The organism is Kitasatospora sp. Root107 (assembly GCF_001424875.1).
GTDB lineage: Bacteria > Actinomycetota > Actinomycetes > Streptomycetales > Streptomycetaceae > Kitasatospora.
This window is the reverse complement of the sequence record NZ_LMCT01000047.1, coordinates 1-15,811: the sequence shown is the minus strand read 5'-3', so window position 1 is coordinate 15,811 and position 15,811 is coordinate 1. Positions and strand designations below refer to the sequence as shown.

At 68.4% G+C, this 15,811-nt stretch carries 18 protein-coding genes and 1 pseudogene; 13 read left to right on the top strand and 6 right to left on the bottom strand.

All coding sequences use genetic code 11. The features are described from left to right. The first annotated feature begins 549 nt into the window (after positions 1 to 549). Both ASC99_RS29925 and ASC99_RS29920 read left to right on the top strand, forming a co-directional pair. Entirely contained in the window at positions 550 to 1,242 is a 693-nt protein-coding gene (locus tag ASC99_RS29925; RefSeq protein WP_157531848.1) for a hypothetical protein, read from the top strand. A gap of 48 nt (positions 1,243 to 1,290) precedes the next feature. Further along, positions 1,291 to 1,665, top strand: a complete 375-nt coding sequence (locus ASC99_RS29920; RefSeq protein ID WP_057237919.1) for a hypothetical protein — start codon at positions 1,291 to 1,293, stop codon at positions 1,663 to 1,665. 92 nt (positions 1,666 to 1,757) lie between these two features. On the opposite strand, the gene ASC99_RS29915 is transcribed toward ASC99_RS29920, so the two are convergent. Together ASC99_RS29915 and ASC99_RS39550 are read right to left on the bottom strand one after the other, a co-directional pair. Next, on the bottom strand, positions 1,758 to 2,324 hold the full coding sequence (locus tag ASC99_RS29915) for a hypothetical protein (RefSeq protein WP_057237917.1): 567 nt from the start codon (positions 2,322 to 2,324) through the stop codon (positions 1,758 to 1,760). Between the two features lie 146 nt (positions 2,325 to 2,470). Further along, positions 2,471 to 2,773, bottom strand: coding sequence for a DUF4259 domain-containing protein (locus ASC99_RS39550; protein WP_162257939.1), 303 nt, complete (start codon positions 2,771 to 2,773; stop codon positions 2,471 to 2,473). Here ASC99_RS39550 and ASC99_RS37955 point away from each other — a divergent pair. From ASC99_RS37955 to ASC99_RS29905, 3 genes and pseudogenes are all read left to right on the top strand, one after another. Beyond that, positions 2,676 to 3,128 carry a DEAD/DEAH box helicase family protein gene (locus ASC99_RS37955; protein WP_255359293.1) on the top strand — a complete coding sequence of 151 codons (453 nt, stop codon included), beginning with the start codon at positions 2,676 to 2,678 and terminating at the stop codon, positions 3,126 to 3,128. The two genes, ASC99_RS39550 and ASC99_RS37955, sit on opposite strands and share 98 nt — an antisense overlap. Then, positions 3,068 to 3,229, top strand: a pseudogene (locus ASC99_RS42375) (hypothetical protein); the annotation flags it as partial. The gene ASC99_RS37955 and the pseudogene ASC99_RS42375, both read left to right, overlap by 61 nt. A 105-nt stretch (positions 3,230 to 3,334) precedes the next feature. Next, positions 3,335 to 4,024 (top strand): helicase-related protein, encoded by a 690-nt coding sequence (locus tag ASC99_RS29905; RefSeq protein WP_369825202.1) that lies wholly within the window; start codon positions 3,335 to 3,337, stop codon positions 4,022 to 4,024. On the opposite strand, the gene ASC99_RS39095 is transcribed toward ASC99_RS29905, so the two are convergent. Then, positions 3,946 to 4,392, bottom strand: coding sequence for a hypothetical protein (locus ASC99_RS39095; protein WP_157531846.1), 447 nt, complete (start codon positions 4,390 to 4,392; stop codon positions 3,946 to 3,948). The genes ASC99_RS29905 and ASC99_RS39095 overlap by 79 nt on opposite strands. Before the next feature lie 121 nt (positions 4,393 to 4,513). Between ASC99_RS39095 and ASC99_RS29900 the strand changes: the two genes are divergently transcribed. From ASC99_RS29900 to ASC99_RS29890, 3 genes are all read left to right on the top strand, one after another. After that, a complete protein-coding gene (locus ASC99_RS29900) occupies positions 4,514 to 5,194 on the top strand; it encodes a helicase associated domain-containing protein (protein ID WP_057237911.1) in 681 nt (226 codons plus the stop codon). A 686-nt stretch (positions 5,195 to 5,880) separates the two neighbouring features. Next, entirely contained in the window at positions 5,881 to 7,335 is a 1,455-nt protein-coding gene (gene ltrA, locus ASC99_RS29895; RefSeq protein ID WP_057237909.1) for a group II intron reverse transcriptase/maturase, read from the top strand. A 212-nt stretch (positions 7,336 to 7,547) separates the two neighbouring features. Next, complete coding sequence (locus tag ASC99_RS29890) at positions 7,548 to 8,273, top strand: DUF4241 domain-containing protein (RefSeq protein ID WP_057237907.1); 726 nt, start codon at positions 7,548 to 7,550, stop codon at positions 8,271 to 8,273. A gap of 307 nt (positions 8,274 to 8,580) precedes the next feature. Here ASC99_RS29890 and ASC99_RS29885 read toward each other — a convergent pair whose 3' ends face one another. Next, a complete protein-coding gene (locus tag ASC99_RS29885; protein ID WP_057237905.1) occupies positions 8,581 to 8,892 on the bottom strand; it encodes a DUF4193 domain-containing protein in 312 nt (103 codons plus the stop codon). Positions 8,893 to 9,645: 753 nt separating this feature from the next. Between ASC99_RS29885 and ASC99_RS29880 the strand changes: the two genes are divergently transcribed. From ASC99_RS29880 to ASC99_RS29865, 4 genes are all read left to right on the top strand, one after another. Then, positions 9,646 to 10,095 carry an SRPBCC domain-containing protein gene (locus ASC99_RS29880; RefSeq protein WP_057237903.1) on the top strand — a complete coding sequence of 150 codons (450 nt, stop codon included), beginning with the start codon at positions 9,646 to 9,648 and terminating at the stop codon, positions 10,093 to 10,095. After that, positions 10,092 to 10,445, top strand: a complete 354-nt coding sequence (locus ASC99_RS29875) for a helix-turn-helix transcriptional regulator (protein ID WP_057237902.1) — start codon at positions 10,092 to 10,094, stop codon at positions 10,443 to 10,445. The genes ASC99_RS29880 and ASC99_RS29875 overlap by 4 nt, the downstream gene beginning before the upstream one ends. Positions 10,446 to 10,749: 304 nt before the next feature. Continuing rightward, on the top strand, positions 10,750 to 11,091 hold the full coding sequence (locus ASC99_RS29870) for a VOC family protein (RefSeq protein WP_057237900.1): 342 nt from the start codon (positions 10,750 to 10,752) through the stop codon (positions 11,089 to 11,091). Between the two features lie 716 nt (positions 11,092 to 11,807). Beyond that, positions 11,808 to 13,031 carry an MFS transporter gene (locus ASC99_RS29865; protein ID WP_057237898.1) on the top strand — a complete coding sequence of 408 codons (1,224 nt, stop codon included), beginning with the start codon at positions 11,808 to 11,810 and terminating at the stop codon, positions 13,029 to 13,031. A 683-nt stretch (positions 13,032 to 13,714) separates the two neighbouring features. Here the strand turns inward: ASC99_RS29865 and ASC99_RS29860 are convergent. Further along, positions 13,715 to 14,026 (bottom strand): DUF4240 domain-containing protein, encoded by a 312-nt coding sequence (locus ASC99_RS29860; protein WP_057237897.1) that lies wholly within the window; start codon positions 14,024 to 14,026, stop codon positions 13,715 to 13,717. Between the two features lie 342 nt (positions 14,027 to 14,368). On the opposite strand from ASC99_RS29860, the gene ASC99_RS29855 reads away from it, so the two are divergent. Beyond that, the gene (locus ASC99_RS29855) at positions 14,369 to 15,154 is read left to right on the top strand and encodes a hypothetical protein (RefSeq protein ID WP_057237895.1); all 786 of its coding nucleotides are present in this window, start codon (positions 14,369 to 14,371) and stop codon (positions 15,152 to 15,154) included. Positions 15,155 to 15,172: 18 nt separating this feature from the next. Here ASC99_RS29855 and ASC99_RS29850 read toward each other — a convergent pair whose 3' ends face one another. Next, the gene (locus ASC99_RS29850; RefSeq protein ID WP_235502787.1) at positions 15,173 to 15,535 is read right to left on the bottom strand and encodes a hypothetical protein; all 363 of its coding nucleotides are present in this window, start codon (positions 15,533 to 15,535) and stop codon (positions 15,173 to 15,175) included. Positions 15,536 to 15,811: the final 276 nt, after the last annotated feature.

The following is a 15,811-nucleotide window of genomic DNA, read 5'->3' as shown; positions in this document are numbered from 1 at the left end:
GGCGGGCGTGCCGGACCACGGCCCGCCGTTGTGGCGGATCGTGGAGGTGCGGGTGGGCGGTTTCTGGGTGCCCGGGGTCCTGAGTGCCTGGCGGCGTCTGCCGCTGGGCTGGACCGGCCGTGTCCGCTGCAGCCCGGGCCTCTACCGCGAGGCCTGGGTCCTGCACAGCCCGTGGAGTCTGCGTCCGGCGGTCCTTCTTCATACCCCGCCGTCCCAGGTCGCGGTTCCGGCCAACCGCGGGCCCGGCACCCGCCCCACCCCTCGCCCCTGCCACACGGCGTCGGGGCGGACCCTGCGCCGGCCACCCCGCGGAGGCAGTCCCGCCTCCGTCGCCCAGCCCACCAGGTCGCCCAGCCCACCAGGTGCACCATCTGCACCACTGCCCAGCACGTCCAGTGACTCTGCACCACTGCCCAGCACGTCCAGTGACTACCCGTCACTGCCCGCGAACCAGACCGCCGTCACGGTGGCGTCCGCTTCACTGACTACGCTATGAAGATTCCTCAGGAGGGCCGTGATCCCATGGCCCGCGCGAACGGGGGACGCCACGTGAAGCCCATCGACAGAAGTCGCCGCACGATGGTCCTGGTCGGCCTGACCACGGTCGGCGCGCTCACCCTGGCCGCCTGCAACGACGGCGGGTCCGCACCGAACTCCGCAACTTCCGCGCCCTTCACCACCCCGGCGGCCGCCCGGACCGCCACTGCGAGCAGCGCGCCCCTCACCGCGGCCCCTTCGATCACGGCGGCCGCACCGACGAGCTCCTCGGCCGCACCCGCACCGGCTGTCTCCGGCCCTGCCCCGGGCACCGCCGTCAAGATCGGCGACGCCGTCCGGCTCCCGTTCTCCTTCGGGGGCTCCGAGGGCGCCATCGCGCTCACGGTCACCTCGATCGAGAAGGGCGACCCGGCCGACCTCGCCTCGCTGAAGCTCGACGACAACACCAAGGGCCTGGTTCCGTACTACATCCACTACCAGGTCACCAACATCGGCGACACCGACCTCTCGTTCACCAACCTCAGCCACATCAGGGGCCTGCTTTCGAACGGCACCAGGGCACCGGACCTGATGGTCTTCGGGACCTTCGCCAAGTGCTCCGACGGCAAGATGCCCAGCGAGTTCACCAACGGCAAGTCCGCCGACTTCTGCATCCCGGTGATGTCCCCCAAGACCTCCAGGGTCGCGGCCGTCGAATACTGGGACGATCCGTACACTTTCAACAACGGCATCACCTGGGAGTGACCCCCGAAGAGGCTGCCACTCCCAGGCAACCGCCACCGGCCGCCAAAAGTGCGCCGGTTCCTGTTCCAACGCATCACCGGCTCCGATCCGTACGCGGTCCCCGGGGCCCTGCGGCTACCCAACGGAGCACGTGAACCGTTACTCGTCCTGACCACCGCGGAGCTGAACGCGCTCGACGAGCACGCTGCGAACTACCTCGCAGCCCGCGACATCAACGAGCCCGTCACCTGGTCACCATCACTGTCCCTGGTCCAACACTTCGACCTGCCAGGCCTTCGGACAACAACCGTCCTGGACGCTGCCCGCGCCGCTGACCTGCTGCGGACCCAGCAGATGTCGCCGGCTGCAGTCGCACGCGAGCTGGACACCAGCGAGGAGCACCTCAGGCTCGCCTTCGAGACGCGCCTCTGGCTGCGTAGATGAGCCCTGGCAGCGTATGTCGGCGGATTTCGGTATCAGCCGGAGCCTGGAGCCGATGAAATGTCGGCCAGAAGTAGCAGCGGCCGGCGTTGGCCTCAGGTGTGAACGGCGCGGACGTGGTCGGCTGAAAGGTGGAGTTCGTACGGCAGGCAGCAGTCGGAGCAGAGGGTCGCGACGAGGGTCCCGCAGGCGCACAGTTGGTTCATGCCGCCGTCCGGGGTCGCTCCGCAACAGGCGGCGGACGCGTGCCGCAGTTCCAGGCTGCGGGCGTCGTCCGGGTTGATGACGATGTTGCCTTTCGGGCCTTGCGACACCAGCGGCTGGCCGTCGTTGTAGATCATGCCGCGGCGGGGCATTGCCGGCCCGGGTACCTCGGCGACGACCAGGGGCGCTCCGTACGGCTCCAACTCGATCGCATAGTGGCCTGACGGCACGGTCGCTGGCGACGGACCGGGTTCGTCGGCGTCCCACCATTCGTAGTACGGCGCCTCGGGAACCGCTGGCAGGCGCGTAAGCGGCCCCGTCAGCGTGACGCCACACGTTGCGCAGACGAACACCACCGCTTCGGCCTCGGTGCCCGCGTCGACAACATCGGCAGTCGGGGCGGCCTGCCCGCGCTTCGACCCGCCGTCGCCCTGCTCCTGGTCTCGCCGCTCGTGCATGTGCTGACCGTACGCGTCACGCTCCCAGACGCGTCGCTTACCCCCACGTGGGCATTACCCGGTAGCCGTGCCGAGTCAAGCAGTCCGGTGCTGCTGAAACTCGGGTTCTGGCTCAACTTCGTGACTGGTGACGCTGAGTCAGCAAGTTAGATCTCGAACAGCGGGTCTTCTTGAGGCTCGGGCTGGGGATCAAGGGTTGCTCGGAGGCGGCTGATGCTCTGCCGCCATCGCGGGCCGTCGACGGTGTCGTCCCAGAGTTCGGCGAGCTCGGATTCCTCGGCGAGGACTCGGTCGAGTGCCTCGGCGGCAAGTGTCCGAGCGTCCGTCCCGGCGCAGCCGCCCGCCGCATCGGTGAATCCGCTGCCGTTGCACTGGTTCCAGAAGGACGCGGTGGCCGCCGTGGTGAAGGCCGTGAAGAACGGTGGCCGGGCGACGGTCGTCGCCGCCACCGGCTCGGGCAAGACCCTGATCGCCGCGGGCTGCGCGCGGCGTCTTGCGGCGAGGGGCCGGGTGCTGGCGCTGGTCCCGACGATCGAGCTGTTGGAGCAGACCGCAGCCTCGTGGTCGCTGAAGGGCGGCCGGCGCGGCCTTGCGGTTGCGGCGTGTTCGCGGGCGGAGGCGTTGGAGAGCGCGGAGGCCGGTGGCCGCGTCCACGCCCAGGTGTCCACCCAGGCCGCCCGGATCGCCGACCTGGTCACGAAGGAGAAGCCGGGGGGCCGGTCACCGTCTACGCCACCTACGCCTCCCTGGAGCGCATCGTGGCCGCGCACAAGGACTTCGGGCTACCCACCTGGGACGCCGTGATCATCGACGAGGCGCACCGGACGGCAGGCGCCGAAGGGAAGGCGTGGGCGGCGATCCACTCCGACGACAAGGTCCCCGCGCTGCGTCGGCTGTACTTCACCGCCACCCCCAAGATCGCCGACGACTCCAAGGCGAAGCCGGGCCTGGCCGACCTCACCGCGGGCGGCGACGGCCAGGGCGCGGAGCAGCTGCCCGCGCTCTGCTCCATGACGGACACCAGCATCTACGGCGAGACGGTGTTCACCTGGACGCTCGGCCAGGGCATCGAGCACGGCTACCTCGCGGATTACAGGGTGCTGGTCCCGGTGGTTACCGACGAGGACCTGCGCGAACTCCTCAACCCGCCCGCCGTCGCCGACCTGCGCTCCCAGAGGTCGAACGAGGAGCTGCTGCGCCTAGCCCTGCAGATTGCGGTGCTGCGCGCGGTCGCCGACCTGGAACTGCGCCGCGTCATCACCTTCCACTCGCGGGTGCAGGCAGCGCGCGAGTTCGCCGCCACGATGAACGCCACCGCCGAGCTCCTCCCGGACTGCGACCGGCCGGAGCGCGTGACCGCGCTCGCGGTGGCCGGCAGCGACAGGCTGAAGGACCGCCGGGCGGCGTTCGCCACCTTCTCGGCCTCCACCGGAGAGGACGGCGAGGAGTGCTGCATCATCTGCAACAGCCGGCTCCTGAACGAGGGCATCGACGTCGAGGCCGTGGATTCGATCGTCTTTTCGGATCCGAAGTCCTCGGTCATCGACGTCGTCCAGGCCGTCGGCCGGGCCCTGCGCCAGGCCTACCAGCAGGGCAAGGTCTCCTGGATCATCATCCCCGTCTACCTGCCCACCACAAGATCGGCGACGACACCGCCACCACCGACCCGGCGAAGGTCACCGACGCCGGAGAGGCGGTGAAGGCCGAGGCCGACGACGAGATCGAAGCCAGCTCGTTCCGCACCATCTGGCGCGTCCTGCGGGCCCTGGCCGCCCACGACGCCCGCGTGGTCGGCCGGATCACAGAGCTGCGCACCAAGCGGGCGGGGGAGAAGGACCACACCGTCGTGCCGGACGCCGACGCCGGCGAGGGTGCGGCTGGCGAGGCCGGGCTGGACGGCGCCGAGCAGCCGGCGGGGGAGTCGCCGGTGGACTGGCTGCGGATCAACGCCCGCAAGCACGCCGCCCAGATCCTCCAGACGGTGAAGCTGCGGGCGTTCAACCCGCGCGCTACCGAGTGGCAGCGGATGTTCGCCCTGGCCGCCGCGTTCCAGGCCCAGCACCACCATCTCGACTCGACGGACAAAGACCCGGGACGGCGCGCTGATCTCCTGGCTCGACCGCCAGCGCTACCTCAAGGGCGCCGGCCTCCTCGCCCCGGTCCGCATCCACGAGCTCGACCAGCTCGGCATGATCTGGGACAAGCACGCCCGCTCCTGGGACCGCGGCTTCGCCCACGCACGGGCGTGGGCCGAGACGCACGGGCACCTGGCGGTCCCGGCCGCCGAGAAGCTGGACGGCCACGCAGTCGGTGCGTGGGTCGGGCGTCAGCGCAAGAACGCGAAGCTGACGGCCGCTCAGGACGCGAAGCTCACCGCGCTGGACGCGATGTGGCGGCTCGAGCCGGACTGGAACCGCTCCTACCGCCGCCTGCTCACCTACCTCGCCACCGGCGGAACCTTGGACGGCCCGGCGAACCGGACCGGTGGTGAGGCGGACCCGGCGTTCCGGCCGGGGGCGTGGCTGCGTAAGCAGGACAAGGCTGGCACCGACGGGAAGCTGACGGTGCAGCAGCTCGCGCTGCTGGACGCGCTGCCCGCCGCCCTGGCTCTGCAGCAGTCCGAGGGCCCGGTTGAGGGCTCGGTCACCTGGTCCGCTGATTGGTCGTGTGAGGCGTGCGGTGGCGGGGGCGATGCCGGGTTCGAGGACGGTACCAGCGTGGATGCTGACCACGACTGCGACTGCGACGACGGGCCCGAGATCGGCTGGGAGGGCCGGGCCGAGTGCTCGGCCTGCGGCTGGTCGCTGGAGACCGACTTCACCGACGGCGAGTACATCGAGTCGAACCACCACTGCCACGCCGACCAGTAGCACCGCCAACGGGGGCGGCCCGGCCCCCGGGCCGCCCCGCCCGACCGCCCGACGAAGACGAAGGAGATCCGGTTCTGGCACAGATATTGGTTGCGCCGTGAGGCGCTGTTGGTTCGAGTGGAGGTGGGAGACCTTCGCCAATGCCCTGTCGCAGCAGGGTTGTTGAAGCTGAGGGCAGCCTGACCCGGGTGGTGCCGGTAAGGGTGAGAGCGGCCCTGACAAAGCCGGGACGTGACCAGTACTGCCAGATGGTGCGGGTCCGGCGAGCGTGATGGAGAGGAGTACGCGAGGAACCGGCGTTTACGTCTCTTAATGTGACACCGGCTCGAACCTGGTGGATCAGGGCCGGGAGCGGTGCGCACGTGGGTCATCCGTTCGGGTGAACTGCCAACTCCTGGGGCGGTATACGAAAGCTGCCCGGGAGGCCACGAGGAATGTCTGCGGCGTACTCGTGGCGATGCCGCAGGGACACAGCTGGGCCCCTACTCCGTCGAGCGAACCACAGTGAACACGGGAACCGTCCCGGATCTCGCCCTGACTGCCCGCCGCCAGCGAGTACTTGGGGCTGGGTGCACCGACCACCGATCGGTCCGGGACGGGACGGAGCCGCCGTAGTACTCCGAGGCCGGGAAAGCCGGCCACATGGGGAAGGGCGGCAGCGGTATCGAGAAGGGAAGGACGCTGCAATGCCGGAAGACGCCCTGCTGAACGGCGGAGCTCCGGGCCCTCGGGTCCGGGTACTGGAGATGCAGGCCAAGCTTCACCATTGGGCGGTGGCCGATCCCGGCCGCCGGTTCGATGACCTGTTCAACCTTGTGCACGACCCGGCGACGCTGATCGCGGCGTTCGACCGGGTCGCGGGCAACTGGGGAGCCCGGTCACCCGGCGTCGACGGCCTGACGGCCGCCGACGTCGAGGAGAGCATCGGTGTTCCCGGGTTCCTCAACGACCTGCGAACTGCCCTCAAGGAGGGCTCGTTCCGACCGTTGCCGGTGCGGGAACACAGCATCCCCAAACCGGGCGGCTCGGGAAAGGTCCGCAAGCTCGGGATTCCGACGATTGCGGACCGGGTCGTTCAGGCAGCGCTGAAGCTGGTGCTGGAACCGATCTTCGAGGCCGACTTCAAGCCGGTCTCCTACGGGTTCCGGCCCCGACGGCGGGCCCAGGACGCGATCGCCGAGATCCACTACTTCACCACCCGGGGATACTCCTGGGTGCTGGATGCGGACATCGAGGCGTGCTTCGACTCGATCGACCACACGGCCCTCATGGACCGGGTGCGAAAGCGGGTGAAGGACAAGCGCGTCCTGACGCTGGTCAAGGCGTTCCTCAAAGCCGGGATTCTTACCGAACTCGGCGAGAACCAGGCGACCTTGACCGGCACTCCGCAAGGCGGCATCTTGTCCCCGCTACTGGCGAACATCGCTCTGTCGGTGCTCGACGAGCACCTCCACGAGCCCTGGGAGCCAGGCGGGTCCATGGCCACCGAAAGCAAACGCGCCTACCGGCGCCGCAAGGGTCGTCCGACGTGGCGGGTCGTCCGCTACGCGGACGACTTCGTCGTCCTGGTGCACGGCACCGAGACCGACACCGCGGCACTGCGCGAGGAAGTCGCAGGTGTGCTCGAACCGTTGGGCTTGAGGCTGTCACCAGCCAAGACCCGAATCGTGCACATCAGCGAAGGATTCGACTTCCTGGGCTTCCGCATCCTGCGGAGGCGCAAGAGAGGGACGAACACCTGGCACGTCTACACCTTCATCGCCGACCGGCCCATCCGGTCGTTGAAGGAGAAGATCCGTGCTCTGACACGCAGGACATCGCAGCAGGACCTTGCTGCCGTGCTGATCAGACTCACTCAGATCATGCGCGGTTGGGCCAACTACTTCAAGCACGCAGTCGCCAAGCATGTCTTCAGCAAGCTCGACGGCTTCGTATGGTGGCGTCTCATCCGCATGCTGCGGGAACGCCATCACTGGAGTTGGGGCGACGTCCGCCGTCGGTTCACCACCCCTGACGGGAAGTGGCGACCGATCGCGGCGGACGGGATCGAACTCTTCCGGATCGCGTCGGTCACGGTCAGCCGTTACCGATACCGGGCGAGCGCGATCCCCAGCCCGTGGCAGCCTGCGAACCCCGCCTGACGGCAGAGACCGTGGAGAGCCCGTTGCGTTGAGAGGCGCACGGCGGGTTCGGCGAGAGGTCCGGAGAAACGGACCGGGAGCAATCCCGGCACCGCGCTCCGGGCCTACTCAGCGGAGCGATCACGAATCGTGATGATGCACAACGTGCCGATGTCAGCGGGCCCACGTAGCTTTCGGTTGACCGCCCGGCCGGGCGGTGAGGAGGGTGAGACATGGAATGGGTCGGGGACGCTCGGCTGGCAGCCGGGCCTGAGGCCACCTGGTACCTGGAGGCGGCTTTCACGCCCGGTGCACATCTGGGGTCGGTGTACGACGATCCGACAACTCCGGTAGTCGTGACAGGGGTCGAGAAGCTGACCACCATCCGCGTTCCCAGCGGCCGGCTCGTCGTCGATGCGCCATGGGACGACGACGACGTCTGGAGCTACGAGAAAGGGCTACCGACGAGGCCCCCGCGTGAGCTGGCGGTGAGCATTCCCCCGGGCGTGTACCGAGTGGAGATCGCGTGGACGGCGGGCCCGTACGAGTTCTTTGGCGAGCACTTCGATGGCGTTGACTGTGCCGCGATACGCCTGTGCATCAACGACGAGCCTGTGGCCGGGTGGGAAATGGGCCTGGGCGTCGACGAGGACATCGACCAGCTTCAGCCGGGCGATGAGCCTCGTTTCTTCTCCGACGCAAATGTTGGCTGCTTCGCCGACGCGGGCGCGTGGAGCACCTTGTCCGCGCCGTTTCGCACGTTCGTAGACGGTGTTCCGGCACCGCGTGACACCGAACGGCTGGCCGACGGTTGGGAGCGGGTACGCGACGAGTCGCAACAAGCCGATCTGGTCACGTTCGGGGCCGAATCGGGTGGCGTCGTCTGGTTGGGCCGCACCAAGGCTGGCGACGTGGCCGCGATCGTCGTCACCAGTGGCATGGCAGGGGCCAAAGCATGACGGTGCCGCCGCCTCTCCTTGTCCTACAAGTCGCGTAGCCGGACGTGGCTGCCTGCTTTCACTGCAGCAGGATCATCTTCCGGACCAGGTGGAAGCCAGCTCGGCCGTAGAGCTGTCTCTTGACTGGTTGCAGCGGGGCCGACGCACACGGCGGTTGCCCCGAGAGGGTCCGTCACGAACCGACCGTGACGAAACCCGGGAACTGCCACAAGCCGCCCCGCTGTAGCTCGCCACCGGGGCCGACACCCATGCGCGCGGCCCCGGTGCTCTCGAGACCGGGTTGGCGGTGGCTCGTTGTGCGGGTTGGTCAGTCGCAGTCGTTGCAGATGGGCTGGTTGTTCTTGAGGCGGGCGAGCCTGCTGCGGTGGTGGACGAGGAAGCAGTTTGCGCAGGTGAACTCGTCGTTGAGCATTGGCTGGACGGCGACGGTGAGCTCCTCGCCGGAGAGGTCGGCGCCSGGCAGCTCCGATCCGTCGGCGGYTTCCAGSGCGTCGACGGCGTCGATGGCGGRGGCCGCCTTGTCGCTGCGRTGGGCCTTCAGTTCGGCCTTCAGTTCCTCGATGCTGTCCGTCGAGTTGTCGTCGTCGGTCTTGCGTGGAGCGTCGTAGTCAGTTGCCACAGATGGTCCTGTCGTTGTGATCGAGCCGGTCGTCGCTGAAGCTGTCGGCCGGTACCGGGCTTCGCTTCGTCTTGGTGCGGGGAGCGGGTAACGCCGCCCGCTGTCCCCGCTGACGTCACGTCCGGAGTGGTGTGCGGAGTGTAGTTGACTTTGTGGCTGCGGGGACCGTGCCTCGTCACGGACTCGTGCCGGGGAGTCGGTGCTTGGTGGTGGGGTGTCGTGTCGGTGGCCGGGTTCGTTGTCGTGGGGGTGGCTTGGTGTGGTCGGGAGTGTGGGGAGGGGTAGGTGGACGGTTGGTCGTGGGCCAGCCGTTGTGCAGACGTATGACCAGCTTCTGCCGGCTCAAGGGTCGCTCGGACAGGTTACGGCGGTCGGTCGGGTGCACTGTGCGTCCCCGCCGTCGGCAGCTCGGGCAAGACGGTGGCCGTCCGCACGCCGCGGTGTCGACGAACAGCATTGCGGCGGAGATGCTTGCGCGCTCCGTCCGCGCATCGATCCCGGGGAACAGCACGTCTTCGATCGCGGAGGCCCCCGTGATCGATAACTGCCCGGAGTGAACGGTCCTGCATTCGCTCTCTGACCTGGGCTTTCACGGGGTCGCGGTCAGAACCGGGTCGGGTGGTCGTTGTCGTTGTCGTTGTCGCTGGTGGGGGTGGGGTTTCGGGTTTTTGTGCAATGGTTGGGTTGCGTGTCGTTGGGGGGATGTGCAACGATGTGGTTGCACTCATTGCTGGTATGTGAAGGGGTTTCCTCATGAGCGAAGACCTGATGATCGAGCGTGACACGCTGATTGATGCTTCGGTGGAGCGGGTGTGGTCGTTGGTGTCGGCGCCGGGTTTTTGGGTGGCTGATCCGGAGAGTGTGGAGGGCACCACTGCTGTGGAGGGTGAGTCGGTGGTGGCGAGGAATCCGGAGCATGGTGAGTTTCCGGTGCGGGTGGTGACGGTGCGGCCGGTGTCGTATGTGGCGTACCGGTGGGCTCCGGCTTCGCCGGGTGCGGAGTTGACGGAGGGCAACAGCACGCTGGTGGAGTTCACGTTGTCGGCGGAGGGTGACAAGACCCGTCTGACGGTGGTCGAGAGTGGTTTCGCCGCGCTGGCTGTGTCGGAGGAGGTGCGCGCCACCACGATCGAGAACCTTTCGGCGGGTTGGCCGCAGGTCCTGGACGCGGCGAGGAAGCGCGTCGAAGAGTCGACTGTGTGAGGGCCGAACCCGGCGGTGGGGTGGAGGAGGTCGGCAGCGTTCTCGGTGCGTTGGCCGATCCGACCCGTCGTCGACTGCTCGACCTTCTCGCCGCGCAGGACGCGGCGACGGCGACGACGCTGGCCGGGCTGTTGCCTGTCTCGCGGCAGGCGATCGTGAAGCACCTTGGTGTGCTGGACGCTGCGGGGCTTGTGGTGGGCAGCCGGGTGGGGCGTGAGGTGAGGTATTCGCTGCGGCCTGCCGGTCTGGATGCCACCACGCGGTGGATGTCTTCGCTGGCGGCTGACTGGGACCGCCGGCTGGCGGCGGTCAAGCGTGTCGCTGAGGCGGCGGAACGCGATTCCACCTAGCACCCGGACTCGCGTAGTGCCTGGATGTGCGGCATGTGGGTCCCGGACTCGCGTGGTGCCTGGATGTGCGGCATGTGGGTCCCGGGACTCGCGTGGTGCCTGGGCGTACGGCATGTGGGTCCCGGACTCGCGTGGTGCCTGGGCGTACGGCATGTGGGTCCCGTGCTCGCGTGGTGCCTGGCCTGGCCTGGCTTGGTGCGGGTGTGTGGTTTGTCTGTATCTGGATTTCGAGTAGCGCGTGGATGCGTGGTGGGGCGGTCTGCTGCTGCCGCGACCTGTGATGACACGATGAAGGAGATTCGTCATGGCGACGTTGAAGCCTGGAAGCATGTTGCTGGGGACGACCCGTCCTGCGGAGTTGCGGGAGTGGTACATCAGGGCGCTGGCGCCGGAGTTCACCGGTGAGGGTGCGATCGATCTGGGTGGTTTCCTGCTGGTCGTCGACGGGCGTGAGGACGTCGAGGCGAAGAATGACCAGCCGGGCCGGGTGATCATCAACTTCCACGTCGAGGACTTCGGCGCGATGGAGGCCCAGCTGAACGCGGCGGGTGTGGAGTGGGTGTCGGTCGAGGACCGGGAGAAGGGCAAGTTCGGCACCTTCGCCGACCCGGACGGCAACTACCTGCAGATCATCGAGTGGAAGTAAGGGACGCCTGAGAGCAGGGCGCCCGAGACCGGGCGTCTGGGAGCAGGCGTCTGAGGGCGGAGGGACCCGCGGGGTCGCTCCGGGCGGTTCCCGCTGCCGCCTGGCCCGCCAGTGGTGTTCGGCCCGCTCGGGCCCGGTGTGTGCGCCCGGGCGGGTGGCCGTTGTGACGGGCGGCGGCTTTGCCGTGGGCCCGATCGGCTCCGCTGCGGGCGTGCCCCGGCGGTCCGCGTCCTCTGTGCCCGTGATCGGGCTGGAGTGGTTGCCCGGTGGCCCGGTCGTGGATCGCAGTGGCCTGGCATGGCTTGGCTGGCTGGGTGGTGGCGGTTTTTTGGTCGGGGGCGGCCCGTTGGTTCCGCAGTGGCTTGGCTGGCTGGGTGGTGGCGGTTTTTTGGTCGGGGGCGGCCCGTTGGTTCCGCAGTGGCCTGGCTTCCGCAGTGGCCTGGCTGGCGGGGTGGTGGCTGGGTGGTGGCGGGGGGGTGGTGGCCGGTTGGTGGGGGCTTGGCTGGCTGGGTGGTGGCGGTTTTTTGGTCGGGGGCGGCCCGTTGGTTCCGCAGTGGCCTGGCTGGCGGGGTGGTGGCTGGGTGGTGGCGGGGTGGTGGTGGCCGGTTGGTGGGGTGCGGTCGTTTGGTTTTGGTGGTGGTTGTTTTCGGGGGGTGTGTGGTCTGCGGGCCGGTCGGTCGGTCGGCTTGTGCGTCGTGACGAGTAGGAGTGCGTTCATGAGTTCGCAGCAGGCGGTACTGAGTCCGGGTAGGGCGAATCTGGCCCTGGCGACGCTGTTTTTGGGGATGTTCGTGTTGGGCAGTGGTGAGCTGCTCGTGGTGGGTGTGCTGGACCGGATGGCTGCTGACCTTCATGTGAGTATTCCCGAGGCGGGGAGTCTGGTGACGGTCTATGCGCTGGGTCTGGCCATTGGTGGTCCGATTCTGACGGCGTTGACGATCAGGATGGAGAAGAAGGCTGTTCTGGTGGGGACGGTCGCGTTGTTCGTGGTGTGCAATCTGGTGGCGGTGCTGACTGCGGACTACGGTCTGTTTTTGGTGTTGCGGTTTCTGATCGGTGCGTTGCAGGGGTTGTTCATCGCGGGTGCGTTCATGGCGGCGATGGTGGTGGTGCCGGCGGAGCGGATCGGTCAGGCGATCGGGATCGTCATCTCGGGTGTGGCGGTGGCGGGGGCGTTCGGTCTGCCGCTGGGGACGCTGGTGGGTCAGACGCTGGGGTGGCGTGGGTCGTTCACGGCGATCGTGGTGGGTGCGGTGGTGGTGCTGGTGGGTGTGGTGGCGCTGATTCCGCCGGTGCCGCCGGCTGGTGCGGGTGCGGGGCACCAGGCGAAGTACGCGTTCGCTCCTCGGGTGCTGGCGGTGTTGTTCTTGAACTTCATCGTGTTCGCGTCGATGTTCGCGGCGCTGACCTATCTGGTGCCGTTCCTGCAGGACGTCACCGGTATCTCCGGGGCGATGCTGAGTGTGTTCCTGCTGGCTTATGGTGCGGCGACGGCGGTGGGCTCGTTCGGCGGGGGGAAGTTCGCGGACCGTAACGCCAAGAGCACCCTGATCGTCGGGTCGGTGGGTATCGCGGTGTCGTTGCTGGTGCTGTACTTCGTCGGTTCGGTGGCGTGGCTGGTGGCGTTGGTGCTGCTGGCGCTGGGTCTGTCGTTCTACAGCATCGTGCCGTCGTTGCAGGTGCGGGTGATCAGCCTGGCGGGGCCTGGTGGGCAGCTCGCGCAGTCGCTTCCTGTGTCTGCGGCCAATGTGGGGATCGCGTTCGGTGCGTTCGCCGGTGGCGTGGCGATCGACGGGCGCAGTGCTTCGGCGACGGTGGTCACCGCGCTGGTCTTCTCGGTGGTCACCATCGCGGTGGCCTGGGGGACGAGTTTCCTGAAGCCGCCGGTGGTGGAGGAGTCGTCGCCGGCAGCGGTCCAGTCCGTGCCCGAGCCTGCGTAGTACGGCCCTCGGAGCACTTCCCGCACCCCCGCGGTGGTGGCGGTGGTGGTGGGGTGGCGCGGTGGTGGCGGCTTCGGTGCCGTCACCACCGCGCTTTTGCCAATGGCGCGGTGGTGGTGGGGTGGCATGGTGGTGGCGGTGCCGTCGTCACTGCCGGTAGCTGGTCCGCGCGGCCGTCCTCGGCCATCGGGTCACGGAGCTCACTGAGTACGAGAAGTCGAGGCCGGAATCGTCCGACTCCAGCCCGAGGCAGTGATTTCCAGTCCGGAGGGCACCGGACCGTCTCGGCTGTCTGCCGGCCGGTGAGGTTCTCCGTGTACTGCAGCACCGACACCGACACCGACAGCAACGCGAGCCGTGCCGGTGACAGCCCACGGTGTCCGTCCGAGGGGTATCACTTGGGGAAGTCCTTGTCGCTGAAGAGCCCGTCGAGATGGTCCCGTACTCACATCGCAGTCGTCTCTCGAGGATGCTCGTGCTCGCCGTCCGTGCGGTCGGAGATGGAATCTCCCGCTCTGGCCACGACCTCATCGCTGCCGCAGCCCATCCTTCACCCAGCGCCTGTGCCTCCGGACCGGAACAGCGGGCGGGACCGTGCCAACGTCTGGGAAAGCCTGGTTCCTCACTCTCTGCGGTGAAGATCCCGGCAGTATCCGTCTCGACCGGGCGGTCAGCCGGCCGGCCTAGCCCTCGGTATTGGCGTACGACTCGAAGGAGTGGCGCGTGTCGCGGCCCCGCTCCTTGCCGGTGGTGCGTTCGTATGCGCGCTCCGGCGTGTAGAGCAGGCTCTCGGCCCAGATGTGGTCGATGGCGAACGGGGCGAAGGCGGCAGGGTCCTGCAGGACGCTGCCGAATACCGCTCGGCCGGTGGCGGCGACGAGCGCGGCGCGCGTGCAGAGGAAGGCGTCCTGGGACAGGTCGTGTCCGTACTCCTTGCGGTCCAGTTGGTAGAGCGCCCGGGACAGTTGTTCCGCGAAGTCCGTGACCAGCGGCAACGAGGAGCGGGCGGGGCGCTCGGTGATGTCGGCGGCGAGCAGTTCGGCCTCAGGGTCAGGTCCTGCGGGCTGCAGTCTTCGATGAGCTGCCAGAAGGTGTCTTCGTACACGCTGGCGAGCATCACGCGCAGGACGGACACTCCCGCCTGCCGAGCTGCCTGCCCGCTGCTGGGGGACTTCTGAAGATCACCTCCCCGGTGGTGCCGGGCAGTCTTGGGGCGTGGTCTTCCGGCTGGGCTGCCGATCCCGGCTGTGCGCCGGGGTGGACGGTTGCGCGGGGGCTGGGCTCGCAGGCGGGAACCTTGCGGGCCGGAGCGGGTGGGTGTGCCAGGATCCTCTGCCGTGAAGACTTGGGACGAACTGACTCTCACCGAGCAGGTGCTGGTGCGCCGCGCCGTTCGTGGCACCTTCGCGCGCGGCACAGCCCGGCATGTCGCGGCGGTGCTGCGCTGGGCGGGCTCGCCCGAGGTGGCGAGGCGGCGCTATGCCTCGCCCGGGGAGCAGGCGGCGCGGGTGCCCGAGTTGGCGTCGGCGACGCTTGGACTGGTCGCGGGCGGGTGGTTGACGCTGCGTCGGGTGCTCGGTACCGCGTTCGTCCAGGAGGACGGCCCGCAGGTGGTGGGCGCAGAGCTGGAGCAGGTGGTGGCCGACACGGCGACGTGGGTGCGGGCGTGGGACGGCGGGTCCGATGGGCCGGTCCTCTCCCTGCGGGCGACCGAGGAGGGGCGCCGCCGGTGGGAGGCCGCGGCGTACGCTCCGGGTACCCCGCCCACCATCCACCAGCTGGATCTGACAGGGGACGAGGCCCGGGTCCGGGTGTGTGCCATGGAGGCGAGCGGCTGGCTGACCGGACCGTTCGGAATCCTCGCCGATCTGCCGTCCGGGCTGGCGGGCGAGGAACTGCGGGAGTACGTGGCGGCGGACCTCGCTGCGCTGGTCCGCTTCGTCCGCGAGGGCCGGATCGAGGTGCTGCACGTCGCGGAGCCCGACGCCGAGGCGACCGTCGTCCCGCTGGAGGACCTGCTGGACGCCTTCGGCGACCGGGACCTGCGCTGCGAGGACCGCGACGACTGGGGCGTCGGGTTCACCTGCGTCCTGACCCAGTCACCGGCGAACGCGCTCCGCTAGTGCTCTGACCGCAAAGGTTCACCTGGTTTGCTGGCGCTGGTTCTCGATCTCGGCAGACAGCACGACCATGTTGTGCAGATGCGTGTAGTACTTGGCCGCGTACTCGTCGTCGATCGCCGGAAGGACCTTCCCGAACGCCGACGTCAGCCGCGTCAGGCGTGCGTGAGCCTGTTCGCTGAGCAGGTCTTCGTGGACGCAGGCGGCGTAGGCATAGGCGTCCGAGTCGAGCATCACCATGTCCCGGCCCTCGATGTCCAGGCCGCGGAAGCCAGGCGGGAACGGCCTGGCCATGTGCTCTGCCATCATCTGCGCAAGCGCGTCGAGCTTTTCATCAAGCATGAGGAGATCCTGCCAGGCAACCCGGCGAACCTTTGCGGTCACAGCACTAGCGTCCCGGGCCGCAGGCTCGACGGAAAGCCCGCAAGAACACCGGGAGCCGAACGGACAGAGCCGCCTGGCGATCGGTCAAGACCACGCGCCAGAAGACACCTGCCTGCCTGCCTGCCTGCTTGCCTGCCCGATCACCGCTGCTCGCTTCGTTGCTCTGAGACCGTGTTTGAGATCTGCCGTGTCCCGTGGCTGGCGGGGTCGTTGAGCCGTGCGTGAGTGGTTCCGGGGGCTGAGTGGTTCCGGGGGCGGGTATCCGTCGGATCTGAC

Coding starts and splice junctions, on each gene's coding strand:
- ASC99_RS39095 (WP_157531846.1), bottom strand. CDS start 4,392: ATGGTGGTGCTGGGCCTGGAACGCGGCGGCCAGGGCGAACATCCGCTG.
- ASC99_RS29905 (WP_369825202.1), top strand. CDS start 3,335: ATGACGGACACCAGCATCTACGGCGAGACGGTGTTCACCTGGACGCTC.
- ASC99_RS29900 (WP_057237911.1), top strand. CDS start 4,514: ATGATCTGGGACAAGCACGCCCGCTCCTGGGACCGCGGCTTCGCCCAC.
- ASC99_RS29890 (WP_057237907.1), top strand. CDS start 7,548: ATGGAATGGGTCGGGGACGCTCGGCTGGCAGCCGGGCCTGAGGCCACC.
- ASC99_RS29865 (WP_057237898.1), top strand. CDS start 11,808: ATGAGTTCGCAGCAGGCGGTACTGAGTCCGGGTAGGGCGAATCTGGCC.
- ASC99_RS29915 (WP_057237917.1), bottom strand. CDS start 2,324: ATGCACGAGCGGCGAGACCAGGAGCAGGGCGACGGCGGGTCGAAGCGC.
- ASC99_RS29870 (WP_057237900.1), top strand. CDS start 10,750: ATGGCGACGTTGAAGCCTGGAAGCATGTTGCTGGGGACGACCCGTCCT.
- ltrA (WP_057237909.1), top strand. CDS start 5,881: ATGCCGGAAGACGCCCTGCTGAACGGCGGAGCTCCGGGCCCTCGGGTC.
- ASC99_RS29880 (WP_057237903.1), top strand. CDS start 9,646: ATGAGCGAAGACCTGATGATCGAGCGTGACACGCTGATTGATGCTTCG.